This is a genomic window from Clostridioides sp. ZZV14-6150, from assembly GCF_020657875.1.
Classification (GTDB): domain Bacteria; phylum Bacillota; class Clostridia; order Peptostreptococcales; family Peptostreptococcaceae; genus Clostridioides.
Map to the genome: position 1 here is coordinate 198,782 of NZ_JAGWDA010000006.1, position 26,332 is coordinate 225,113.

Genomic DNA, 26,332 nt, shown 5'->3' on the forward strand with positions numbered 1-26,332 from the left:
AATAAGCCATAGTTTATTATATTTTAAAATAAATGAAGCTGAGGACTATAATATATAAATTTACATATTACAAACCCTCAGCTTATATTTTTATAGTTTATAAGTCTTTTGCTTTAAATCCTCTTCCTTTTACCTCTGTAACATCATTTACAGATATAAATGCTTTTTTATCATATTTTAAAGCTATATCCTTTATCTTTGGTATCTCATTTGATGAAACTATTGTATATATAATCTTCTTTTTTTGATGAGTGTATGCACCCTCTGCATCCAAGAAAGTTACACCTCTAACTAAACTTCTCATTATGTCTTCTGCTATTAAATCGACTTGAGTTGACATTACCATAACAGATTTTTGATAATTCATTGCATCTTTAATAAAATTCATTGAATATGCATTTAGAAATAATCCTATGAGAGTATATAATGCTAAATCTAAACCAAATAAAAAACTTCCTGTAAGTACTATTAAACCATTGATTGCTAAAGCAGTATCTTTCATTTCTATATTTTTCTTAATTTTCAGTATTGCAGCTATGATGTCTGTACCACCTTGAGAAGACCTAGTTCTAAATACAATACCAACTCCTAAACCAGATAATACACCTCCATACACACTTTGAAGTAATATATCATTGATAGGTATGATATTACTTACTTCCTGAGTTGCACCTAATAATAATGAAAATACAATCATATTGAATAAACTTGAAATACAAAATTCCTTTTCTAGGTATATAAAACCTAAAATAAATATTGGAATATTGATTAAAAATGTTAATAGACCCACATTGATATTTGTCAAATAGTTTATAGATGTTGCTATACCTGTAGCACCTCCACTTAATAGATGTGCTGGTCTTAAGAACCCATTTATTCCTATAGATGTCATCAACATCCCCAGTAGCATTGTTAAATATCTTAAAGCTGGATGTTTCTGTAGGGTATTCTTAACTTCACTCATTTCTTTCTCCCTTCAATTCTTCTAAATCCTTAGAATTTTAAAAACTTACTTATATATATATTATTACTGATGTAATAGATAATATTTCAAGCAAATTTTTTCATAGAATTTCTTGAACTGTCATCTATTACATCATCTATTATAGTATCTTTTTTATATATGTCTAGTGTATTTTTTTATATTCCAAAATTTCAAAGTACTTAAATTCTCTCATTTATGCTTCAAATTAAAATTCTTCTAGCACAATATGATACTATATATTATGTAACTTGCAATATAGTAAATTTATAGTATTTTTTCTTAAATATTTATTTTTATAGTATTTTAGTAAACTTAACCATATAATGCTTTATTCATAATTAATTTTTAAATGAAATTTTTGTTTTTATAATTTCAGCACATGATTTTTTTATTTCATTATTTGCATTTTTTTAATTTAGTTTTTATTTTAAAATTTTTTTATTTTATTTTTGTTTTAAGAATTCAAGATACCTATTGTTATTTTATATTTTTATATAAAATTCATTATAATCGGGATTAATATTACTGTAATTGTACCAGAAACCCCAATAGAAACTCCACTCATCGCTCCTTCCACTTCTCCAAGTTCAAAAGCTTTAGTTGTTCCCAAAGCATGTGCCGATGTCCCAAGTGCAATTCCTTTAGCAATTGGATGATTTATATTTCCAAGTTTAAATACAGTAGAAGCAACCATCCCCCCAAAAATACCTGTAAAAATTATAGCTACTACTGTTATTGACTCTACACCATTTAAAGAATTTGCTAAAGATATTCCCATTGGTGTTGTTATAGATTTTGGAATAAGTGAATTTATTATACTTACATCTGAATTAGCTATTTTACCAATTATTAATACAGATACAAAGGAAATTATTATACCACAACCTATTCCTATAACAATCTCAAGCATATGCTTTTTAAATAATTCAAACTGTTTATAAAGTGGAACTGCAAGCACTACTGTAACAGGTCCTAAAAAGAAATTTATGCTATCTGCTCCTATCTTGTAGTTTTCATAAGGAATTTTTGTTATGCTTAGAAATAATATGATTCCTACAATAGCAATTAACATAGGATTGCATATAGGATTATTTGTTTTTCTCTGAATGTATCTCCCTAAATTAAAAAACACGATTGTTACTATTATGCCAAATACTGGCGTTTGTAATACATTATACATTCTTTTGCCCTTCTTCCTTCTTTTTTATCATTTTTTCCACTATAATTCCAGTGGTATACATTACCACTAGTGTACTTAGACATATAACTAGCAAAAGTACTAATACATTTTCTTTTATTAGGTCTAATGATTTTATAAGTGATACTCCTGCTGGTATAAAAAATACAGCCATATTATCAAGGAAAAATCCACTTATATTTTCTATACTACTTAAATCCAACACTTTAAATTGTAGCAATAGGAATAATAATAGCATGCCAACTATACTCCCAGGAATAAGTATAACACCTTGTATAAATGAGCTTATATACTCTCCTATTACCCATATACATAAAATTATTACTAATTGATTGAAAACTTTCATTTTCCACCTCCAAAAACTAAAGAGATTGTTTCAAACCATATATTTGTAGTTTTATCAACAAGCAAATATCTTTCTTCAAACAGAAAGTTATGATTTAATACAATCTCTCTTTAAATTTATTTTTATTTTAATTTAATAAAATACATACTTGGTTGTTTCAAAAAACTTAATTATATAAATCTATTTTTTGCTTAAAATTTCTTTTATTTTTGAATTGTTATACATACTATCTGGAACTTCACTTCTTAAACTATAAAAAGTTTTTTTTGCATTTTCTAAATCTCCATTATCATAATAAAGCATGCCTAACTCATAGTATGAATCATCATAGTATTGGTCATTTTTAGTATAAGTATTTATATACTTCTTATAATACTTTATGGCTTCATCCTTATTTCCCAATGCTTTATTTGTTATTGCTAATTGATATATTGATTCAGAAATATATTTTTTAGTTTTCCCTGAGGAAACTATACTTTTGAAACTATCTATCGCTTTTTCATATTCTTTATTTTTCTTTAAATCCAAAGCCTCATAGTATAAATCTTCCTCATTAGCTACAGTTATTTCTTTTTCTGGTTCTTTATTTTTAGCTTCATCTAACTCTTTATTTGTTTTTTCTAATTCTTTATTTGTTTCACCCAGTTTTTTATCAGTTTCAGTTAACTTCTCATCTTTCTTACTTATTTGATTATTCAAGGTTTCTATTCTCTTTTTACTTTGAATAAAATATACACCCATTGCAATTACAATACAAGCAAGTACAATATATGGTAAGCTATTTTTCTTCTTTTTAACTCGTTTTTCTTCTTCTTTTTTACTTGTATCTTCTTGTTTTTCTTCTTCTTTTTCAAATACTGGATTATCTTTATCTATCTCTTTGAGTCTGTCCAAATATCCTTCTCTCTTTTTTACATTACCTAGTTTATCATACAATAAAGATAAGATTACATATGGTTCTATTAGTTGTGGTTCTTCCTCTACTATATTCTCCAAAATATGTATTGACTCATAATTCATTTCTTCATTTATAAACCTTATAGAATGATTGTATCTGCCTAAAAATGTTTTGAAATCTTCAGATGAAATTAAATTAACATATTTTCTTGATATATGATTATTTTCATAACATAGAGCAGTATAAAAACTCTCAAATGCTTTAGCAAAGTCACATTTTAATAACTTTAGAAGCCCTCTAAGATTTAATATATCAATATCTTTAGGATTTATTTCTAAAGCTTTATTTACCATATTAATAGCACTAGTTATATAGTCTTTATATGCTAAATCCAATGCATTATTGTATCTCTTATATGATTCTAATTTTAACTCCTTTGATGTTGTGTCTGACTTTGACTTCAAAGCTCCTTGTAAATTTAAAAGAGTCTCTTCTTTATAATTGGTAGTCACATAACTTTGCTTTAATGCTTTTAGTGTCTCATCACCATCTTCTTCTTCTATGTTAAAAAAAGTCAAATCGCTTTTATTTTCTTCTATCAAAGATATATCTAAAATTTTTCTAGGCATGTTTTCTATATCTTGTTTTATATCTTTCACTAAAATAATACTCACCTCCACTTCAAAATATATATTTAAGATAACATATTTAATATGTCAAGTCAAAACTATACATTTTTTACCATTATTCTCATAATAAAAAAGGTAACCCCATTCTTTTTATGAAAAGGTTACCTTTTTTACAATATTACTAACTTTTAATGTTGAACTTTTTTACTTTCCTATAAAGTGTAGCTATGCCTATATTCAATGCTTCTGCTACTTTTTTCATTCCTTCTGTATTACTTCCATATTTTTTGATAGCATTTTCTATAGCTTCTCTTTCAAGGTCATCCATAGTCTTAACCTCTTGTTTGTATAGTTCATCCAATTTAAAAGATATTAAATCAGACATACTCCTTACAAAAGCAGTTAACTCCTTATCTTTTGAAAGTATCTTTTCTTTTTGCTCTTCATTGAATGCAGCTATACCCAAGATTCCAAGTATATGTTCTCCCATTTTAACAGGAGTACATATATCCGCTAACTCTTTACAGTTTTCTCTATTTGCACATTTATTGCAGTTCTCTTCTATTTCCTTATTTATAACATAGGATTTTCCATCTTTTAAAACAAGAGAATACACAGATTTCTCTGATATTGTTTCTCCTATTTTACCTCTGAATATTCCTGTTCCTGCTATCCTAGTTAAATCTTTTGTAACTAAAGTAACATCTACATCTAACACATTAGAAATATTCTCGCAAATACTTTGAACGTAATTAGTTATATTATTTAAATTCAAAGTAATCCCTCCTATTTAGATTTATATTTTTTAATACTCTACATAAATCCTATTCTTGAGAACTTTAAGCTTGTGGTTGTGGTTGTGTCTCACTAGGTTTATTATCAGTTGGTGGTGTTTCTGGTTTTGGTTTATTATCTGTATTTTGGTTATTTGTATTTTGATTATCTTTATTTTCATCTGTCTTTGGCTTTTCTTCTGGTTTTGGTTCCATAGTTCCAACTAATATAATACCTTCCTTCTTAGGATAATATGAATTAGCTATTTTTTCAGTTTTAATTTTCTTGCCATTTGCATCATTAAATGTTCTATATGTTGATACAGAGTATGCATTTCTTCCACTCTTATCTACTTTTTCTTTTCCTTTAGGCATTGAAGAATCATTGACCCTCTTCATTGTAGTTTGTGAGACACCATCTAATTTTGTTGATATTGTTATATTCTGTTTATCCTCTGCACTTCCATATATATTGCAAACAAGTTGATTTCCTGAAACGTAATTTTTTATGTAAATTGGATGCTTAAGATTGTTTTTAAATAGGAAATCTATTCCACTGTCTGCAACAGTAGCATCTCTTCCTTTTGGAACATAACTTGATGGTATCGTATGATTTTTTACATTAGTAATTTCTAAGCCTGCATATAAAACAGAATTATATAGTGTCGATGAAACTTGGCAAACTCCTCCACCATAATCATCTTCCATTTCTCCCTCTACTATAACAGGAGCACTTTTATATCCATTTGCTTTGCTTCTTTTTCCTGTATGTTCATTAAACGAAAAAGTTTCTCCTGGCATAAGTAAAATGTTACTTATACTATCTGTTGCTAATTTTATATTTATACTTCTATTTACTTGAGAAGTTTTAAATGTTGTTGCATATTTACCTAAATTTGTGTCTATATTAGCAAGTTGCTCTTTTTTTATTTTTGCTGAAGTAGCTTTTACTACTAACTTATTTGTATACTTTCCTTTTTTAACCTGACTATCAAAACTATTCATACTCTTAGAAATATCCATTTTAAGTCCATCAGAATCTGGTACAACCTTTACCTTTTCACTACTTATATCAATCGTTGCATCTTTTACCTCTACATCTATTTCTTTAGCTATCTTTTCCATTTCTGCTTTTAATTTATTTTTATCATAATTTGTTACTACTACTAAATCACTCTTTTTACCAAAATTTGCTGAAATAGTTTTTGATAAGTTGCTAAAGAAACCATTCTTTCTATTTAGATTATATGCATTTTCTACAGTTTTATCCAAATCAGCAGATAAATTTAAGTCTTGACTTTTAACTTTCCAATTTCTATTGTTGTAGTTAAATTCAACATTATCTAAATTGTATTTTTTAGCTAACTCCTGCTTAGCCTGCGATTTAGTTAATCCTCCAACACTTATGCCATTAACATATGTGTTTTTTGCTATTTTCTCCCCTTTGAACTGCATGCACATTATACCTACAAATATTACTAATAATAATGCTACAGCTCCAATAGCTATAACTAGCTTTTTGTTCTCATTAATCATCCCTTACTTCTCCTTACAATAAAATTATTTATATACACCTACTATTATATTACTACATAATATGCCTTAAAAAACCAAAAACTTTTTAATTATATAATAATTTAACATTATTGATATAAATAACTAATATTCACTTAATCCTTTTTCTGATATGGAATATATTTTTTCATTGTATATGTTGATAGCATAAACTTCTTTTCCTCTAAATAATCCTTTGTTTACTACAGCATAATAATAAATATTTTTTTGTTTTCCAAATAATTCTTCTAAACTTTTTTTACTTTTCACATATTTATCAGCTTTTTCTATATCCAATATATCAACCTTTTTATATTTATTTTCTTTCTCATCAAGGGTATTAGTCAACACAAATTTAGCTTTATCTTTAGTAATACCAAATTGATAACTTCCATCTTCTAATATTCTAAAATATCCTTCTCCATAATCTACCTTATAATCTTTTTTACCATCTTTATATGAATATAAATCTTTAGTTTTTGCACTTATTAAAACTTCATTTATTAATTTATCGTACTCATATACCTCAGCATAATAGTATTTATCGTTTTTTACCATTTGTGGAAGTGAGTTTATAGATAGATTTGCCTTTTCTTTCCCACTTTTTTTAGAGATTATATTTATAATGTCATCAGATGTTAAAGTATACAATGATAAATTCTTTTTATACTTCTTCTCTAAACTTTGTACCTTTTCATCGTCTGAATAGTCTTCTTTTAGATAGTCTATATACTGTAATGCCTTCTCATAATCACCAGAAGTGTTTGCTTCTTCTGCTTTACTTATATAGTAATCATACATTTCTTCAACACATTGTTTTTTAGCGTTTTGAGCTAGATTGTAATATTTTTCGTCTTCTTTTAATACTTTATTATATTTTTCAATAGCATCATAATACTTATATACTTTTTGGTCTTTTATTGCAGAGTCATAAACATCTCTAGATTCTTTAATTGTTTCTACATTTTGCTTGTATACATCTAGTTTACCACCTATACCATTTAAAATTGAAATAGTATTTATGTAAGCAATTGCCACATTGTAAGTAATATTTTCTTCTTTATACATTTCTCCAACTCTATCAGCTTGAGTTATTAAATCATCTACATTTATATTTATTTTATCTAATGATTTTACTGTATTTATTAGTCCAATAAAACTTTCTTGACTTATATCTCCATCTAAATATTTGTCACCACTATTTAATAATAATTTATTTATTTTTTTAGAAACGGATTTATTAAATCTTTCCATTTTTGAATCAGAAAACTTTTTATCTACACTTGCATAGTAATCCACAGCAATAGAGTATTGTCTTTTCTCTACAATTTTTAACAGCTCATTTGCTTCATTTCCTACACTAAATTCATTACTACTTAAGAAAAATACTATGATTAAAACAAGTATGCCTAATGCTGATAATGAAACTGCTACTATAGATTTTCTTTTTTCATCAATAAAATCTACAGTTTTTTCAAATAAATCTCTAAAATTCATTATAGTTCCCTCTCTATTTAGCAATATTTATATTTATGATAAACTAAATTTCTTATTGGTTATTATATCATAATTCCTGAAAAAAAATAAAAACACAAGTTAAATCGTGTTTTTATTTTACCTACCAATCATTATTTTATACATAAATATTTCCTTTACATAAATTATGATATCTTTCTTTTTATATCCCTAGAATGACTTTTTTGTTTTTTATTAGCACTGACATTTTTCATTCTTGTTGTATGTATAGTTTTGTTAGCAAATATTTTTCTAGCATTGCATAAAACAACTCCTGTAGTCAAGCATACTGTAAGCACACTCGCCATTAAAAAGTAATAATCCAATCCTACATGTACTCCCATAACTGAATTTATTAATACTAATGCAAAAGTCATTGCAAAACATATCATCATGGAGATAACTAAAATTCTTAGAATTTTTTTCAATTCAATCACCTCGTATAATCACTAATATTGACACTACCCCTTATCCATTACTATACCAAATTAGTAAAAAAATAGCAATTATTATTGTCATTTATATTACGAAAATATTAAATATTTTTAATAAATATCTTTTTTTGACATTAGTATTCCTTCATTTTAATAAAATAGTAACACTAATCTGTGCTAATTAATAGAATGAAATAAATGATAATTTATTGAGGGGTGATTTACATGCCAAATTTGCCAAGTTTAGGATCCAAGGCGCCTGATTTTAAAGCCAATACAACAGATGGCCCTATTAGACTATCTGATTACAAAGGTAATTGGGTTGTTTTATTTTCACATCCTGGTGATTTTACACCAGTTTGTACTACTGAATTTTTATGCTTTGCTAAATATTATGATGAATTTAAGAAAAGAAATACAGAATTAATCGGCCTAAGTGTTGATAGCAATAGCTCTCATTTAGCTTGGATGTACAATATGTTTTTACTTACAGGTGTAGAAATCCCATTCCCTATCATAGAAGATAGAGATATGAGAATTGCCAAATTATATGGCATGATATCAAAACCAATGAGTGATACATCTACCATCCGTTCTGTCTTTATTATAGATAATAATCAAATATTAAGAACTATTCTTTATTATCCATTGACTACAGGCAGAAATATACCAGAAATACTTAGAATAGTAGATGCTCTTCAAACTAGTGATAGAGATAATGTAGTTACTCCTGCAAACTGGTTCCCTGGAATGCCTGTTATTTTGCCATATCCTAAAAACTATAAAGAGTTAAAAAATAGAGTAAATAGTTGTAATAAAAAGTATTCATGTATGGATTGGTATCTATGCTTTGTGCCAGATAATTACACAGATGAAGAATATACTAAAAATATTGATGATACTTACAATTGTAAAAAAGAACATACTAAAAATATTGAAAATGATTACGAACAAGAAAATGTTAAGTGTATAAACAAATCTCATGACCACAAACAAGAATACAATAAGGATGTTAAAGATAGTTGTGATTGCGAACAAAAACATACTAAAAATACTAACAAAATTCATAACTCCAAACAGAATAAACTTAAAGATAAATCCTGCGATGAAATAAAATACAAATATGATAAATGTAGTAAAGAGGATAATAGCTATGATAAATGCGATAAAGAAGATAGTAGCTATGAGGATTTCTATAAACAAAATTACAAAAATTATGATTATACAAGTGAAAAAAATTCTAAAAAAATAGCTATGAAAACATTAAAAGACTCAAAAAAGTTAGTTAGACCACAAATAAATGACCCATATAATCCAATAGTTGAAAATATAAATTGTCCAGATATAAATCCGATTGTAATGGAATATGTTCTTGGTAATCCAACTAATGTAGATGCACAGCTATTAGATGCAGTTATTTTCGCATTTGCTGAAATAGACCAATATGGTAATTTATTTATTCCTTATCCTAGATTCTTAAACCAATTACTTGCGCTTAAAGCTGAAAAACCTAGCTTAAAAGTAATTGTAGCCATTGGCGGTTGGGGAGCTGAGGGATTCTCTGATGCAGCTTTGACTCCTACATCTAGATATAACTTTGCAAGACAAGTCAATCAAATGATAAATGAATATGCTTTAGATGGAGTAGATATAGACTGGGAATATCCTGGAAGTGGTGCAGCTGGTATAAAATCAAGACCTCAAGATAGAGAAAATTTCACACTTTTACTAACAGCTATAAGAGATGTTATAGGAGATGAAAAATGGCTTAGTGTAGCTGGAACAGGAGATATGGGATATATAAACTCAAGTGCTGAAATAGATAAAATAGCTCCAATAATAGATTATTTTAATCTTATGAGTTATGATTTCACAGCAGGTGAAACAGGACCAAATGGTAGAAAACATCAAGCAAACCTTTTTGATTCAGACTTATCCTTACCAGGATATAGTGTTGATGCAATGGTCAGAAACCTTGAAAATGCTGGAATGCCTTCTGAAAAAATCCTTCTTGGTCTACCATTTTATGGAAGATTAGGTGCTACTATAACAAGAACTTACGATGAACTTAGAAAAGATTATATAAATAAAAATGGATATGAATATAGATTTGATAGAGTTGCTCAGGTTCCATATTTAGTTAAAGATGGAGAATTTGCAATGTCATATGATGATTCATTATCCATATTCCTAAAAACTCAATATGTGCTTAGAAACTGTTTAGGTGGTGTATTCTCTTGGACATCAACTTATGACCAGGCAAATATATTAGCTAGAACTATGTCTATTGGTATAAATGACCCTGAATTGTTAAAAGAAGAACTTGAAGGTCTTTATGGCCAATTCTAATTAGACATAATATAAAATTTTATAATTTTGCCATATAAAAAAGCAGATTGCATTATATTAAATGAGCTTTACTTAATTGATAATAATATCAATTATTTTGAAATCAGAAACTTATCTTATTATAATACAATCCTGCTTTTTTTGTTATAAGTCAATAAATTTTTAACGGTATGCTAATTTCTAATTATATACCAATAGCTTTTTTAGCTAGCTTATCAGCTTCTTCATTGTATTTATTTCCAGAATGAGCTTTAACTTTCATAAATTTGACATTTAACTTAGTTTTGATACTATCATAAAAGTTTTTATATGCTATAGTTCCTTCTTTGTTTGTTTTCCAAACTCCAGTACACCACTTTTCAATACCTTCATAATCAAAATATAAAATCAGGTTTTGAATATTATTATCAATGCAGTACTGCATTGCAATTTTAGAAGCTTCTATCTCACCAGCCACATTTCTCATACCTACTAGAATTTGCTCATTTCCCTTTTTACTATAAGTTTTTATGACTTCATTACTCTTTAGAATTACAACACCTGAACCATACATCTTTATTGAATGCTCATAACTACCATCAACATATGCCTCTATAAATTCTTCATCTTCTTTAAATATTGTTTTTGTTGCTCCATAAACATATTCTTTTGCTTCCTGTAATGTAGCAAAACTCTTGTATTCAGCTCCTGAAAATCCATTTACTTGTTTTTTACACTCATCCCATGTATCATATATTCCAATTTTTTTGCCCTTTTTCACAGCATAAAACTTTTGTTTTGCCAAATATATCACTCCCACCATTAGTTTTTATGTTTTTCTCTCATAAATACATCTAGATTTATCAAATAATTTTTATCGAAATATTTTACTTTCATATCTTTATTTTCAATATCTATATGATATACCTCTCCTTTTACAGCTCTTTGCCTTATATTTTCATTGATATCTTTTTTTATAGTATTTTTATCAACGTCATCATTATCTATTTTAGTATTGACCTGTAATGCTTTTATAGTATCAAATATAACAGATTTTAGTATTAGGCTTCTAGATTTATTTAAGTGTTGTTTTGCATAAGTATAGAAGTCATTACTATTCATCTTTAAAATTTTACAACCATGCAAATCTTGCTCTAGCCTTTTTAATGTGCTTATATTAGTGCCAACATCAAAAATCACAAAACATCCATAATCATATTTACTTCTTAAAAGTCTTCCCATAGCTTGCTTTACTTTTATAGTCATCTGCGGATAATTTATACTATAATAATCTACATTATACTTCTTCATTATAGTATAATACAAAGGGTCTTTAGGGTTTAAATTAGGAAGTTTGTCCAAAGTTACACATACCAAACCATCGCCTGGAATATCAACTCCTTCAAAACAGCCTTTTGAACCAAGTACTACACACTTTCTATTTAAATCATTAAGATGTCTAACACCTTTTTTATTAGCATAAATTTCTAAATTTAAACCATGCAAATATTTTTTTAATATCTCATAAGTTTTTTCTTGTCTATTTTTACTATTAAACAGAGCTAATGTATGCCCTTCTGTAATGCGTGATATATTCGATATAATTTTACTTATCTCATTTGGAAATTCAGTATTCTTATACTCACAAATATCAGAAAATGCGACTACAGAAACCATATTCTTATAATCAAAAATTGGTTCTATAATTTTTTCTATATTCTTAACCCTATCTATTCCCAATGTATTTTTAAAATAAGACATATTTTCAGATAAACTTAAGGTTGCTGATAAAAATATTCCTTTCTCTAACTGAGATAAAATATTTTCTTCAAACAAATCTGCTATTTTTAATGGAACTACTCTAAATTCAAAATCATTATAATTCTTTTCAATTTCAACTATTCTTGCATAGTCATCATTCTCATCATATTCCAAGAAAATTTCAAAAACAATTTTTATATCCTCTAAATCTCTTGTCTTTGCTTTTCCAAACTTATATATATCTGCTTCTTTATCTATACTATCATCATCAATATTCCTATAAATTACAATTATTATTGAAACTAAATTTTTTATTATTTTTTCACAACTTAGTTTTATCTTTTCACTATATAATCTATAGCTAACTTCAGTATCTATATCATCTTTTTTTATTTTTCCTGCAATTTCATCTATTTGTAAATTTAATTCCCATCTTAGGTTATAATTGCTTACATTATTATATTCACTACAGTTACCAAATGATAATATTGAATCTATTTCTTCAATAATAAGATTTATACTCCTAGCAATTTTTTGTTTATCTTTTCTTTCAATTTTTAATATATGATAGAATTTATCAAAAGCCTTTATTTTCTTCATGTTTCTATTAGTTTTTTTATACATAAAACTGCTATCTTGTATAAATTCATAAGGATAAATTTCTTGTAATAAGTATCTTAAAGACTTTGAATTTATGATACTTGAAAAAAAATCATATCCTTTTTCAGTTAAATTATGTGCCTCATCTACTATTATATTTTCTAAAGGCTTTTCATCTTTATATGGCCATTTAGCTAATAAGGAGTGGTTTATTACTGTTATATGTTCATCTTTTAACTCTTCTGTCCTATTTTTATATAGACAATCTTTTTTACATTTTTTAGGTTTACACATGTTTGGGTCACAACTTATATTTCTTAAGTGAGTATTTATTTCCTTGAAGTTATCCAACACCCAATAGTTTATTTCTTCTATATCTCCATATTTGCCACCTTCAACTAATCTTTCTAAAAATATTAAAGATAATATTTCTTCTTTAGTAGGTTCTTGAGACTCATAATCTACTATATATGCTTCTAATCTGTCTATACATATATAGTTGTTTTTTCCCTTTATATATCCATAACTTACTTTACCATTTAACCCTAAAGAATTTAACACATTTGGAATATCTTTATTTATCAATTGTATCTGCAATTCTTTTGTATCAGTAGAAATTAGTAATCTTTTTTTATTAATTCTGGCTTCTAATATAGCTGGCAATAAGTATCCAACACTTTTTCCTATCCCTGTTGGTGCCTCTATGCACGCAATTTTTTCGTCATCTTCATTATTTCTAAACAATTCTCGTATTGCCTTAGTAAGCTCATACTGACCTGGTCTATATTCATATGTAAATCCTTCTTTACTTTCCCAGATATGCTTATATTTTAATAATTCTTCATATTTCTTTTCTTGCTCACGTAAAATTTTTAAAGTTTCTTTTTCCTTTACATTTTCTCCTTTTGGATTAAACTCTTCATGTTCTTTTATAATACTTACATCATGAAATAAATCATATTTTGCTTCTTCTAAGAATTTACTCCATTCCCATTTTCCAAGATTAAACTTATTTAGATAGGAATTTATTTTAAAACTTAATGGCTCTAGACTAGTTTTCTCATGATTATTAAATCTTATTAAAAGAGAATTTACAATATTTATAGTATCAATAGCATCTGATAAAGCTCTATTCTTGGTCTCAGATTTATCGCTAGTTAAAATACTTTTTAAATACCCCAAACTATAATCCTTATGATATGGCTCTAAAATAACTGCTAACTCAATTGAATTAATCAATTTATTTTTTAGCTTTGGCATATAGTACTCAAAAAACTTTCTTTTAAAACTTAAATCATGACATATAATCAGACTATCTCCTACAAAATTTCTTAACTCCTCTTCTACCATTTCTAGATTAAAAGCGTCTTCTAAATCAATTTTCTTAAGATTATCACATAGAGAGAATACTTCTATAGGCACTTCAGCTTTATTTTTTATTAACGATTGATATGTCTCAGCTTTCCAATCTTTAATTTTAACAGCTCCAACTTCTAAAATTTCTGAATTTAAATAGTCTATTCCACTAACTTCTATATCTAAAAAAACAACATCATTCAATATACTTATTATATTATCCATTTTTATATCCCTTCAAGTTAATCCAATTTAACTTCTACACAATAATTGCTCCTTATATTTTATCATTTATATGTATTTTGTTTAAGATAATTAATATTATTTTATATATCTTAAAAGAAACTTCTTTAATTTATTATTTGTATATATGAATATTTTTAACTATAAATATTCAAACTATATTGTAAGAAAGATTTGCTTGAAATTTTAAATAAGAGGTGACATTGTGAAAAAAGATAGCCTAAAAAAATACATTATGATAGGGGCATTTGCTCTAATACTTTTTGGAATTGCTAGTATGAACTTTAAATCGCTAGATAAAACAAAAACTCAAATTTCTAGTCCAACACTTGATACACATGAATACGATTGGTATTTTAACCCTAGAGAGGATGGTAAACAACCCTCCCCTATAAAAGAAGCCAATTTTTTTAAGAAATATGACTCATATTATGTAGGAAACCCTAATGAAAAAGTTATATACTTATCATTTGATGCTGGATATGAAAGTGGGAACACTCCAAAGTTACTAGATACACTAAAAAAACACAATGCAAAGGCACAGTTTTTCGTAGTTGAAAGTTATATAAAAAGTAATCCAGATTTAATAAAACGTATGGAAAAAGAAGGTCATTTGGTTTGTAATCATTCAAAAAGTCATCCATCAATGGCTGGAATTACAGATTTTGAAAAATTCAAAGAAGAAATTGTAAGTGTAGAAAAAGCATATAAAGATGTTACTGGAAAAGAAATGCCTAAATATTTTAGACCACCAATGGGTAAATTTAGTGAACAATCTCTAAAATACACACAAGACTTGGGTTATAAATCTATATTTTGGAGTTTTGCTTATGTAGATTGGTATGAAAAGAAACAACCTACTCATGAGTTTGCTAAAAACAAAATTTACTCTAGAACACATCCTGGTGCAATAGTTCTATTACATCCAAATTCTTCAACTAATACTGAGATATTGGATGAAGTACTTACACATTGGGAAAAAGAAGGTTACAAACTTAAAACACTTGACTATTTAAGCAGTAAAAAATAACATTTTAATTAAAATAAAACTCCCTCATGAATTATAGTAAAAATAAATCTATTTATAAATACTTTAATTCTTGATGGAGTTTTGTGTTTTTAGAATTATTTAAAAAGTATTGTCCATTCATTTGTCTCTTCATATCCTATATTATGATATATTTTTCCTGCTATTTCATTATTATAAAAAAGACATGGTATTTTCCCTTCTGACAATAGTTCTTTACTTAAATTGTACACCATATAACTAGCAAGCCCTTTTTTTCTATGCTCTTTGTCTGTACTTACAGAAACTATCATTGCCAAAAAACTAGTTTCCATACCAGTTGATACAGTACTAATCATAGTATTATTATCTTTTATGAAATATCCTCTTACATTACCTTCTTTTAAGTATTCTTTTCTTGCTTCTATGTATTTTGGACTTACCTTATATCCTGATTCATTTAAAAGTTTTCCTATTTCATCAATGTCTTTTTCATACGCCTTTTCTATCCTATATTCATTTATAGTAGAAAAATCCAACTCTTTTATTTTCTTTAATATACAAAATTTATTATCCAATTTTTCATAAAAATCTTTGTATATACTCACTAGTCTATCTATTACACACTTTTTTCCACTTATACTTTCTATATCTAATCCTTTTATATGGCTTTCCATTTCTTCTACATCAAAATTATTTTCTAAACTATAGATTATAAGTGTTGATTTATTTTTTAATATTATAGAAGTTATACTTCCTTTTTTTGTCTGAGACCACACTTCTTGAGAATCAGAACTAAATCCATAGTTTTCAACATATCCAATTATAAATAAGTTTAAACTTTCTTCATGTGATACATATTGCCAAAATTTTTTTTCTAAAGTATTATCTATTTTTACAATCAAGTGTACATCCTCCTTTTGTGTTAATAATGATATACCTTATAATTTATAGTATCATTTAAAGTTATTAACTTCTACTAAATATTCTAAATTTTTTAAAATAATTTAAATTTGTAAATTTATAATTTTTTCAGAAAAATCAATTATTGATTATATGATATTTTCTACTTTACAAAATTGAACTATATTTTTAAATTTCTATGCAATATGTTGGTATTTCTGTTTATATTCTTTTAATGCCTCATCCCAAGCTTCCTCTACTGAGATACCTTTTTTAGTTGCAATCCTTTGTGCTAATTCTATTATTCTCATAGCTTTTCTTGATATATTCATATATTTTCCTCCTCTAAATTATCATAAATTATTTTAAAATTATTTAATTTATATCAAATATATTACTTACTTATATATTACTAACTATTTATGTACTAAGTGTGAACTATATTAGAAGAAATTTAGAACTTAATAAAACACAAATTTTATATATACTTCATATAGATTTGTCATATTATAAAAGCAGTGATATAATTTATTATCATTTTATGGAGGTGATATATTATGAAAATAAGAGATGAATATACATGCCCTCTTGAAATTGTACATGATATCATTAAAGGAAAATGGAAGACTATAATTGTATTTAAATTGAGACAATGTAATAAAACATTCTCTGACTTAGAGCATAGTATAGATGGAATAAGTCAAAAAATGTTAATCCAACAGTTAAAAGAACTTCGAGAATTTGGTATTGTTGATAAAATCAGTTCAACTGGATATCCATTACATACTGAATATTTTCTTACTAATCGTGGCAAAAAAATGTTACAAGCTGTAGAGATAATGCAAGAAATAGGTATAGAATATATGCTTGAACATGGACAACAAGAATTTTTAGACAATAAAGGAATCTATTATAATAAATAGTTCTATACATACCAAAAAGTAAGTAATTTACATTTCATTTAACAGTATTATAATAAAAATATAAAAGGAGGTATAAATATGTCTATAGCTTTAATTTTAATTGATATTCAAAATGATTATTTTAAAAATGGGAAATGTGAATTATTTAATACAGAAAAAACTGCTGAAAATGCTAAAAAAATACTGACACTCTTTAGAAAAAATAACTTACCAATTATTCATGTACAGCATATATCAATGAGTTCAACTACATCATTCTTTCTACCTGACACTTATGGTTCAAAGATAAATAAAATTGTTTTTCCACTTAAGAATGAAGAAATTATCATTAAACATACACCAGATAGTTTTTTTAAAACGTGTTTACAAAGTTGTCTTGAAGAAAAAAACATAGATAAATTAGTGATTTGTGGAATGATGAGTCATATGTGTATTGATACAAGTGTAAGGACAGCAAAGAAACTTGGATACGATATTACTCTTATAAGCGATGCTTGCACAACAAAAAATTTATTTTGGGATGACAAAGAGATTTCTGCTGAAACTGTACATCAAGTATTTATGGCATCTTTACAACATAGTTTTGCAGATATAAAAAATACAGACATTTTTTTGTCTAATTATTGTAAATAAAAATATTTACCATTATAAAGAGTAATCTTAATTAATTTAAGTTTGCTCTTTAATTATATAATCTTATATATCCCTTATACCATTTTTATATACATAAAATACTTTTTCATATTTTAGATTTAGATGCAACAATCATATAATTTTCAAATGTTACTATATCCACATAAAAAATGTAGTGTTATAGTATATATAATATTACATAAAAGGGGGTGCTAGATAGATGAATAATCATATACTTATTCAATTTGAATATATAGCAAGAATCATTATTGCTGGTTTATGTGGAGCTTTGATTGGATATGAAAGAAAGAATAGGCTAAAAGAAGCTGGAATCCGAACTCATTTTATAGTAGCACTAGGATCAGCACTTATAATCATTGTTTCCAAATATGGATTTGATGATGTAGTAGGTACTCCAGGTATTGGTTTAGACCCTGCCCGTGTTGCAGCACAGGTTGTCAGTGGAATAGGTTTTTTAGGAGCAGGATTAATATTTATCAGAAATCAATCAGTAAGCGGACTTACTACAGCTGCTGGTATATGGGCGACAGCAGGTACAGGACTTGCAATTGGTTGTGGATTATACTTACTTGGTATTGTTTCAAGCATTATTATCGTTATCACTCAAATACTACTTCATAGAGATAGGAAATGGATGAAACTCCCTACAGCAGAACAGGTTTCTCTTAAAATTTCTAACAGCACGGATTCAATCTCATATATTGAAGAAAAATTTAAACAGTCTAAAATTGAAATTATAAATATGAATATTAAACGCATTGATGGAGATTGGCTAGAAGTAATTATCTATACTAAATTACCTAAAGGATATAAAAAGACGAATCTGTTAAAGTTGTTTAGTGATAATCCTCTTATAGAATCTTTAGAGATATAATATAAGAAATAGACTAGCTAAACACTAGTCTATTTCTTTGTTACTAATAACATGTTTTACAAGCTACATATCCATTTGCTTCTGCTTCTTCTCTACTCATTGAAATTGCACCTTCCATATTATGTGCAGTAGGAGAAGAATGATATTTATTTGATTTAGATTTTCCTCCATTTGCATATACAGTTTCAGATGTTTTTTGGTTGGTTGGATTTGATTCTTCAGTCTTAGGATTTGGAGCTTGAGCGTTTTCTGTTGACTTATCAGCATTTTCTTTAGCAAGTTTTTCTGCTTTTTCCTTTTCTTCCTTTTTATTCTGAGCTAACTCTAAATCCTCTTGTTTTTTCTTTTCTTCTAACTCTTTTTTCTTTTGTTGCTCTAATTTATCTTTTTCTTCTTTTGCTTTTAATTCTTGTTTTTCTTTTACTTCATTGTCTTTTATATCCTGTTCTTCTTCTTTTCTTTTTATTTCTTGTTGCTCATTCAAATTAGGTTCTGTTGCTACTTTGAGCGTTGCTCCCCACCATACCCAATTGAACATTAAGAGTATAAATACCACAAATAAGCTTATAACAACTTTTAATGTTTTTACTAATTTATTACTATTTTTATTTATACTTTTTACTAAAAATAAAATAGAAAATAATAATAATGTTAATGGTAATAATAAAATTCCTATAATAACAATTAATATCTTTTGCCAACTTTTTAATACTTTAAACTTCTCAAACATAAATTCCCCTCCAAAACATTAAGTTAACTACTTTATCATCCATAACTATTAATCTAATAAGATTTATGTCTGATAAATGTTGATATTAATTTTTAATAATTCCTTAATTTTCATCCTATATCCCCCTCTTTATACATTACTAATTAAATTATATAGTAAACAAATAATAAATGTTGTCGAAAATCAAAATTATATATTCTTAACTGGATATAAATATAAAGATAATTATTACTAATTTTCAATCTAAGCACTATATACTTATACTTTAACTAATATAAAATATAATTAAGACTTACTCTTATGTCACACATAAAATGAAAAATGAAACAGTAAATATTTTAGAAGGTCTTAAAATATAATTTGCCACCGATTTTATAATACGGTGGCAAATTAGTGGTAAATTTACATTTTTTTATATTATTTATTGTCTAATCCATTAAAATTTAGCTATTTAGTTATAGGAACTTGAATTTCAGTTACAAATTCATCTACAATTCCAGTTTCATGTATATCTATTTTATATATCTCTATTGGTGCCGCACTTATTTTATAGTTATTTTCTTCTATAAATCTAAATACTTTTTCCATATATATTTTATTATTGGAGTTACTTCCAGTATAATTTAATGTTACATAATACCCTTCATCAAAAACTATATTATATATCTCCTCATTATCTTCCAAAAAACAAAATACAGACTTAAACTCATTAAAGATACCATTATTGATTGCTTCAATAGAAAAAGCAGAACCAATATTATTATTTCCAAGTATATTAAATCTGTCTTCATATTCTTTTTGAAGCTTTTGAATTAAAAAATCAAAATCTTCATCTCTTTCTATATCAGCATTTAATTCTAAGGCTTTCCTTTTTTCTATATATACAACTTCTATCTCGTCTATTTTAGTATTTTGAATCACACTTTCAATTGAACTTAATCTTGTTATGATATTTTCCTTGTGACTTACAAGCTCAAGCATCTTTTTGTCAATTAAATCAAGTTCTTCATTTAATATAGTTTTTGTAGATTCTATACTTCTATCATCTAAATATTCTTTTATCTTTTTCATTGGAAAATTCAAACTTCTAAATTCTTTTATCAAATTCAATTTCCATATATCAGATATATTATACATTCTATATCCATTGGTATCTCTAAATGGTTTTAGAATTCCTATTTCTTCATAGTACATTAAAGAATCTCTACCTATACCATATATTTTAGATATTTCTCCTATTTTATAATAATCTTTCATTTATATAATAAAGTCCTCCATAATTATATTTTTTCTTAAAAATAAATAACTCGTCTATTTTCCTAATTCTATTTTAGAATATACTAAAAAATCTTCTAAAACAAGGTTCAAAAATAAATTGTATTTAGTTAACTATCTAAATATATCTATACTTTGTTCATTATTCTATTATAATATTGATTATGACATTTCTAACTTTAAGCTTTTTAAAAGATATATTTGACTTTATATTTACACCTATGCCATTATATTTTTATACACTATTTTTTATTTCCGAAATATCGCTTTATAAATTTAATGATATTAATATATTATTTCAGTATATTGTTCAAATATTAATTAACATTTAAATATTTTTAGTATAAACACAGTTATTATCAAAAAATCAAAGTATCTTATGGGGGAATACTATGCCAAATTATGATTATATAAAAATGTTAAATAAAAAAGTAGAACTATTGTCTAAAGATTTAGAGAAAAGAAATTGTAAATTAAAAGTCTCAAACGAAATAGATTTTTTTACTAAAATACCAAATAGAAAATTTATATATCAATATATTGATAATTGTATTTCAAAAAATACTTCTATTGGAATTATGTTATTAAATATTGATAACTTTAAATTATTCAATGATATATATGGATACCTAGTGGGAGAAAATTTATTAATTAATCTTACTCAAAAACTATTGTATTATGTTCCCGAATCTAAAGGAATAGTTGGCCATTTAAAAGGAGAAGGATTTTTAATTGCTATCCCAAATGTATCGAAGGAAGAATTAGATGATATGGGAACATCTATTATAAAATGCGCTAGGGAATTAAAAATACAACTTCCTAATGAAAAAGAAATCTATTCTAATGTTACATTTAGTATTGGTAGTGCAATTTGGGATGGTAAATCAGATATAACTACTTTAATACTTTTAAATCAAGTATATAGCGCTTTAAAGAAAGCTAAAAGTGAAGGTAAGAATAGATACATTTCATTTGATTTTAAGGATAATAATTTTTATAATAAATTAGAAAATGATAAAGAATTTTTATCAGAAATATCATACGCTTTATTAGATAAACAAATTGAGGTATTTTATCAACCACTTTATAATATAAAAAGTAATACTATAGTTGGATGTGAAGCACTTGCACGCTGGAGACATCCTCTTAAAGGGCTTCTCACTCCAGATAAATTTATACCTTTATTTGAACAATCTGGATTGATAATAGAATTAGATTTATATTTATTCGAACAGAACTGTATAAATATAAGAAGATGGATTGATAGCAATGATGTGTTTGTTCCAATTTGTTGTAATTTTTCTCGTCTTCATTTTTTTAGCCCTAATTTTCCAAGCACTTTAAAAAGTATCGCTGAGAAATATAATGTAGCTACATCAAATTTTAGCATTGAAATTACAGAAAATATATTGATAGAAAATACAAATACAATTATTCAACAACTAAATGAATTGCGTTCTTTTGGTTTTTCTGTATCAATGGATGATTTTGGCTCTGGATATTCATCTTTTGGTATGTTACAAAACCTTCCTTTTGATGTAATAAAAATTGATAAAATATTTTTATCTCATAACTTAAACGATTTTAAAAATACAACAATTTTATATTCTATAATAAATATTGCAAGAGCTCTTGGTATACTTACAGTGTGTGAAGGGGTTGAAACAGAACAACAAGTAGAGTTTATCAAAAGCATAAACTGTGACATTGCTCAAGGTTTTTATTATGCAAAACCTATGGAATGTAAGCAATTTGAAAAGTTACTATCTAAAAAAAATACTTCAGGCAAAATGTCTATTGAATATTCTGATATAGGAAAATCTTTAATAGAAAAAATCTTTGATGCATTTTTTATTATGCAAGATATGCAAAAACTAAGAGCAAATGTTATTGAAAATATTAAATGGTTTGACTTTTATAACAAAAAAGAACTTACATCTTTTCCTGAGGTAATAGAATACTTTGAAAAACATATCAAAGGTAAAAAATTTTCTATTCTTTATAAAAGTATAACTCCACATGATGTTAGTTCAGATTCATTACTAATTAGTGGAGAAGCTGTTTTATCTGATGAAACTACAGGTTGTCAAAATTATAGTAATTTCTATTTTAGTGCAAATTGTATTATTTCAAAAAATAAATTAATCTTAACAAAAATACATTTAGATTTAATTAAAACTGCTGGCTATATAAATGAATTTGAATCATATTCAATACCTAAAATGACAAATACTCATCTAGATGAAAGTAGTACTTTATCACAATTTTATTCAATGCTACCTGTAGGTATCATTCGCTATGATTTATTTGGTGATATGATTATTACATATATGAACGAAGAAATGTTTGATATTATAGGTTATACAAAAGAACAATTTTTTGGTGAAATGAGTGGCAACTTAAGAGCAATTGTTCATCCAGATGATTTAGACTTCGTTTATAAAAAAAGCTTAGAAATGATTGATACAAATAAGATTGAACCTTTTTTATACAGATTTATAAAGCGTAATGGTCAGATTGTTACAGTTATGTATAAACAATGTAATCTTTCTGCAATTGATGGAAGGTCTATTGCACAAGGTATGTATATAGATGTTGATAAAATAAAAAATTTAATAGATATTTAATTTTAAATGTGTCAACTATAAATAAATTATAAGTACCTTTATAGATTTATTAAATTAAAACTCCAATTTATGTATAATTAATAACAAGCATTCTACTATATAATTAATCACAATCGTTCGACAAATTGATGATAAAATTCCCACTATGTGCTATAAGTTAATATATAATGCAATAAAATTAATTTAATTTTAGGGCACTAAGCTATTTAGAGTAACTACTTTTAATTTATTTGTGTTTTTATAATAAAATCATTTGATGCTATAAATCAGAGTTAACACAGATAAATTAAGTTTTTATATAAAAAACCTACTTTTACTTAAAATATTGCATAAAATTTTCTTATTTCATAAAAAGGTCATAGTTCAACAAAGTTTTCTAATTTAAAAGTATTAATATATAATATAATTAATTTATATAATAGTAAGAAAGGAGAATATCATGAGCACACTCTCAAAAAAAGCACCAGAATTGGTAAGACATATTTTAATGAGTTTTTATGTAAATCGAGATATTAATGAGGTATTAAGATATATGTCAAAAGATATTACTTGGATTGGTCCAGGAGAACAAGAATTTCTCACTTCTTTTAATGAAATAAAAGACTATTTTTATGCTGGTCAAAATGAAGTTCCTTCTTGTGATATGAATAATGAAACATTTGAAGTTGTAAGTGAAGATAAATATAGATGTATCGTAGTAGGAAAATATACTATTCGTACTAAAGAAAATGACCAAATGATTTTAGAGGTATGTCAGCGTTGTACATTTGAAATAATTGAAAACAATGGACAATTATTGGTGAGACATATGCACATATCAAACCCATACAGTGAAATGCAAGTTGATGAATTCTTCCCTAATAAAATAGGAACACAAAGTTATGATTATTTGCAAAGATTACTAAAGGAAAAGACAGAAGTAATTGAAATGATTACCAATAATATCAATGGTGGATTAAAAGGAAGCAATGATGATGATACATATTCATTTTTCTATGTCAATGAGGGATTACCTAAAATATTAGGATATACATATGATGAGTTTATGGAAATGAGTGGTGGCTCTGCAGTAGGTGCTGTATACCCACCAGATTTACCTAAAGCACTAGAAGATTGTGAACGATGTTTTGCAAAAGGCTCTACCTATTCATCTGAATATAGAATACGTAAAAAAGATGGAACATTAATGTGGGTATTAGATTCTGGAATGAAATCATTAAATAGTGATGGTATTGTAAAAATTAATAGCATTATTACAGATATCACCCAACTAAAAAATATAGAATCTGAATTAAAGTTAGAAAGAGAACGATATCGTATTGCTTTACAAAATATTACAGATATTATGTTTGAATATGATATTGAAAATGATAATTTTGTAAGATATCAACGAGTTGAAATAGACCGAAAAATTGAACTAGAAAATTTTGAAACAAGAAATTATTCCAACATATTAAAAGATGGGAAAAGTATTCATCTTGATGATATTGGTAAATTATTAGAAGTACTTCGTGGAAACCTTCGTGAAACAATTGAAATACGAAAGTTAGAATCATTAATTAAAGATGAGTGGAGATGGATTCGTGTTCAATGTTCAGTTATCTATGATGGTGATCATAATCCAATCAAAACAATTGGTGTTTTGAAAGATATAACTGAAGATAAATCTAAATTAGAAAAATTAATTGCTCAAACTCAACGAGATCCATTAACACAGCTTTATAATCAAAAAGCATCAGAAAATTTTATAGATGAGTATCTCATCAATACTGAACAAAAAAATAGTGAAGCTTTAATGGTTATTGACATTGATGACTTTAAAACTGTAAATGATACTTTTGGACATTTAGAAGGAAATGAAGTTTTAGTTGCTGTTTCAAAAATATTAATGCAAAATACAGATGATAAGGATATAGTTGCTCGTATCGGCGGAGATGAGTTTATGATATTTATGAAATCGCTATCAAATGATTCTGTAATAAAAAGCATTAATGATATTTTAACTGATGTAAGTGAAGTAAAAGTAAAAAACAATCATCAAATAACATTGAGTATTGGCATTGCTTTTGCTACAGATTCAAGTAAATCATATAAAAACTTATTTTCTAAAGCAGATGAAGCTTTGTATTTAGCTAAAGCAAGTGGTAAAAATTGTTACAGAATATGTGAATAATATATTTATTTAGTATATTCCATATTAATATAACCTAACTATTTTTATTACAATATTACATTATAAACTATTCTATTATAATTATATTTTTTTATTTTTTTTTGAAAATGATATTATAATTATAATAATCTCAAATAACAAAAAGGGGTTATCTCAAAATGAAAATTTGAATCATCTCCTTTTACTTTTATAAAACCTTTGAAATTACTATTATTTATTATTTGCTGTTGACATTGGTACTATACCATAGCTTTATTTGTAAATGTTGTTATTCCAATATATTCATGTCTTTTTTATATGCTTTTGTCAGTTAAATGTCAGCAAAATATTTTATCCACAAATTTCGCATAAGTTTTCCACAACTTATCCCCAATTTTATCCACAAGAAAAAAGGTAGCACTTATATTAGTAGCTACCTTTTACTCTATTAATCTTCATCCTTCCAAGTTTTTATCCAATCCCCTATTTCCATTATTTTTTCTTCAGTTATTTCCTCTTTATTATGTAGTTTTGAAATTAACTCTGACAGGGGATTGTTATGCAAACC

At 26.1% G+C, this 26,332-nt stretch carries 21 protein-coding genes; 7 read left to right on the forward strand and 14 right to left on the reverse strand.

The genetic code is table 11. From position 1 onward, the window contains the following. Nucleotides 1–97 precede the first annotated feature (97 nt). The 8 genes from KGF41_RS09415 to KGF41_RS09450 all read right to left on the reverse strand — a co-directional run bounded on the left by KGF41_RS09415 (nucleotide 98) and on the right by KGF41_RS09450 (nucleotide 8,293). Nucleotides 98–964 (reverse strand): YitT family protein, encoded by an 867-nt coding sequence (locus KGF41_RS09415; RefSeq protein WP_227827305.1) that lies wholly within the window; start codon nucleotides 962–964, stop codon nucleotides 98–100. Nucleotides 965–1,475: 511 nt separating this feature from the next. Then, nucleotides 1,476–2,165: an LrgB family protein gene (locus tag KGF41_RS09420; protein WP_227827304.1), complete on the reverse strand. Its 690-nt coding sequence runs from the start codon at nucleotides 2,163–2,165 to the stop codon at nucleotides 1,476–1,478. After that, nucleotides 2,158–2,529, reverse strand: a complete 372-nt coding sequence (locus KGF41_RS09425; RefSeq protein WP_227827303.1) for a CidA/LrgA family protein — start codon at nucleotides 2,527–2,529, stop codon at nucleotides 2,158–2,160. Before KGF41_RS09425 ends, KGF41_RS09420 begins: the two co-directional genes overlap by 8 nt. A 180-nt stretch (nucleotides 2,530–2,709) precedes the next feature. After that, nucleotides 2,710–4,056 carry a tetratricopeptide repeat protein gene (locus KGF41_RS09430; RefSeq protein WP_255611364.1) on the reverse strand — a complete coding sequence of 449 codons (1,347 nt, stop codon included), beginning with the start codon at nucleotides 4,054–4,056 and terminating at the stop codon, nucleotides 2,710–2,712. Nucleotides 4,057–4,237: 181 nt separating this feature from the next. Further along, nucleotides 4,238–4,831 carry a GAF domain-containing protein gene (locus KGF41_RS09435; RefSeq protein ID WP_227432784.1) on the reverse strand — a complete coding sequence of 198 codons (594 nt, stop codon included), beginning with the start codon at nucleotides 4,829–4,831 and terminating at the stop codon, nucleotides 4,238–4,240. Between the two features lie 64 nt (nucleotides 4,832–4,895). Further along, nucleotides 4,896–6,365, reverse strand: coding sequence for a VanW family protein (locus KGF41_RS09440; RefSeq protein WP_227856599.1), 1,470 nt, complete (start codon nucleotides 6,363–6,365; stop codon nucleotides 4,896–4,898). Between the two features lie 123 nt (nucleotides 6,366–6,488). Further along, nucleotides 6,489–7,880, reverse strand: a complete 1,392-nt coding sequence (locus KGF41_RS09445; protein ID WP_227856600.1) for a UbiD family decarboxylase — start codon at nucleotides 7,878–7,880, stop codon at nucleotides 6,489–6,491. A gap of 164 nt (nucleotides 7,881–8,044) precedes the next feature. Beyond that, nucleotides 8,045–8,293: a hypothetical protein gene (locus KGF41_RS09450; protein ID WP_255612780.1), complete on the reverse strand. Its 249-nt coding sequence runs from the start codon at nucleotides 8,291–8,293 to the stop codon at nucleotides 8,045–8,047. 264 nt (nucleotides 8,294–8,557) lie between these two features. Here KGF41_RS09450 and KGF41_RS09455 point away from each other — a divergent pair, with 264 nt between their 5' ends. Next, the gene (locus KGF41_RS09455; RefSeq protein WP_227827298.1) at nucleotides 8,558–10,681 is read left to right on the forward strand and encodes a peroxiredoxin; all 2,124 of its coding nucleotides are present in this window, start codon (nucleotides 8,558–8,560) and stop codon (nucleotides 10,679–10,681) included. Nucleotides 10,682–10,865: 184 nt separating this feature from the next. On the opposite strand, the gene KGF41_RS09460 is transcribed toward KGF41_RS09455, so the two are convergent. Together KGF41_RS09460 and KGF41_RS09465 are read right to left on the reverse strand one after the other, a co-directional pair. Beyond that, nucleotides 10,866–11,465 (reverse strand): ribonuclease H family protein, encoded by a 600-nt coding sequence (locus KGF41_RS09460; protein WP_227827297.1) that lies wholly within the window; start codon nucleotides 11,463–11,465, stop codon nucleotides 10,866–10,868. Between the two features lie 17 nt (nucleotides 11,466–11,482). Further along, complete coding sequence (locus tag KGF41_RS09465) at nucleotides 11,483–14,602, reverse strand: helicase C-terminal domain-containing protein (RefSeq protein WP_227856601.1); 3,120 nt, start codon at nucleotides 14,600–14,602, stop codon at nucleotides 11,483–11,485. Between the two features lie 223 nt (nucleotides 14,603–14,825). Between KGF41_RS09465 and pdaA the strand changes: the two genes are divergently transcribed. Then, on the forward strand, nucleotides 14,826–15,650 hold the full coding sequence (gene pdaA, locus KGF41_RS09470; protein WP_227827295.1) for a delta-lactam-biosynthetic de-N-acetylase: 825 nt from the start codon (nucleotides 14,826–14,828) through the stop codon (nucleotides 15,648–15,650). 95 nt (nucleotides 15,651–15,745) lie between these two features. Here pdaA and KGF41_RS09475 read toward each other — a convergent pair whose 3' ends face one another. Both KGF41_RS09475 and KGF41_RS20885 read right to left on the reverse strand, forming a co-directional pair. Further along, nucleotides 15,746–16,531, reverse strand: a complete 786-nt coding sequence (locus KGF41_RS09475) for a GNAT family N-acetyltransferase (protein WP_227841447.1) — start codon at nucleotides 16,529–16,531, stop codon at nucleotides 15,746–15,748. A gap of 195 nt (nucleotides 16,532–16,726) precedes the next feature. Next, complete coding sequence (locus tag KGF41_RS20885; protein ID WP_255611360.1) at nucleotides 16,727–16,861, reverse strand: hypothetical protein; 135 nt, start codon at nucleotides 16,859–16,861, stop codon at nucleotides 16,727–16,729. Nucleotides 16,862–17,086: 225 nt separating this feature from the next. Here KGF41_RS20885 and KGF41_RS09480 point away from each other — a divergent pair, with 225 nt between their 5' ends. The 3 genes from KGF41_RS09480 (at nucleotide 17,087) to KGF41_RS09490 (ending at nucleotide 18,980) form a co-directional block, all read left to right on the forward strand. Next, nucleotides 17,087–17,452 carry a winged helix-turn-helix transcriptional regulator gene (locus KGF41_RS09480; RefSeq protein ID WP_227839562.1) on the forward strand — a complete coding sequence of 122 codons (366 nt, stop codon included), beginning with the start codon at nucleotides 17,087–17,089 and terminating at the stop codon, nucleotides 17,450–17,452. Nucleotides 17,453–17,530: 78 nt separating this feature from the next. Further along, nucleotides 17,531–18,085 carry a cysteine hydrolase family protein gene (locus tag KGF41_RS09485; RefSeq protein WP_227839561.1) on the forward strand — a complete coding sequence of 185 codons (555 nt, stop codon included), beginning with the start codon at nucleotides 17,531–17,533 and terminating at the stop codon, nucleotides 18,083–18,085. A gap of 220 nt (nucleotides 18,086–18,305) precedes the next feature. After that, nucleotides 18,306–18,980, forward strand: a complete 675-nt coding sequence (locus KGF41_RS09490; protein WP_227432770.1) for an MgtC/SapB family protein — start codon at nucleotides 18,306–18,308, stop codon at nucleotides 18,978–18,980. 43 nt (nucleotides 18,981–19,023) lie between these two features. Here the strand turns inward: KGF41_RS09490 and KGF41_RS09495 are convergent, their stop codons facing one another. Next, nucleotides 19,024–19,710 (reverse strand): hypothetical protein, encoded by a 687-nt coding sequence (locus tag KGF41_RS09495; protein ID WP_227839560.1) that lies wholly within the window; start codon nucleotides 19,708–19,710, stop codon nucleotides 19,024–19,026. A 447-nt stretch (nucleotides 19,711–20,157) separates the two neighbouring features. After that, nucleotides 20,158–20,967, reverse strand: a complete 810-nt coding sequence (locus tag KGF41_RS09500; RefSeq protein ID WP_227856602.1) for a MerR family transcriptional regulator — start codon at nucleotides 20,965–20,967, stop codon at nucleotides 20,158–20,160. Nucleotides 20,968–21,377: 410 nt separating this feature from the next. Between KGF41_RS09500 and KGF41_RS09505 the strand changes: the two genes are divergently transcribed. Both KGF41_RS09505 and KGF41_RS09510 read left to right on the forward strand, forming a co-directional pair. Next, nucleotides 21,378–23,612 (forward strand): EAL domain-containing protein, encoded by a 2,235-nt coding sequence (locus tag KGF41_RS09505; RefSeq protein ID WP_227827290.1) that lies wholly within the window; start codon nucleotides 21,378–21,380, stop codon nucleotides 23,610–23,612. A gap of 439 nt (nucleotides 23,613–24,051) precedes the next feature. Beyond that, entirely contained in the window at nucleotides 24,052–25,785 is a 1,734-nt protein-coding gene (locus KGF41_RS09510) for a sensor domain-containing diguanylate cyclase (RefSeq protein WP_227856603.1), read from the forward strand. The last annotated feature ends 547 nt before the right edge of the window (nucleotides 25,786–26,332 follow it).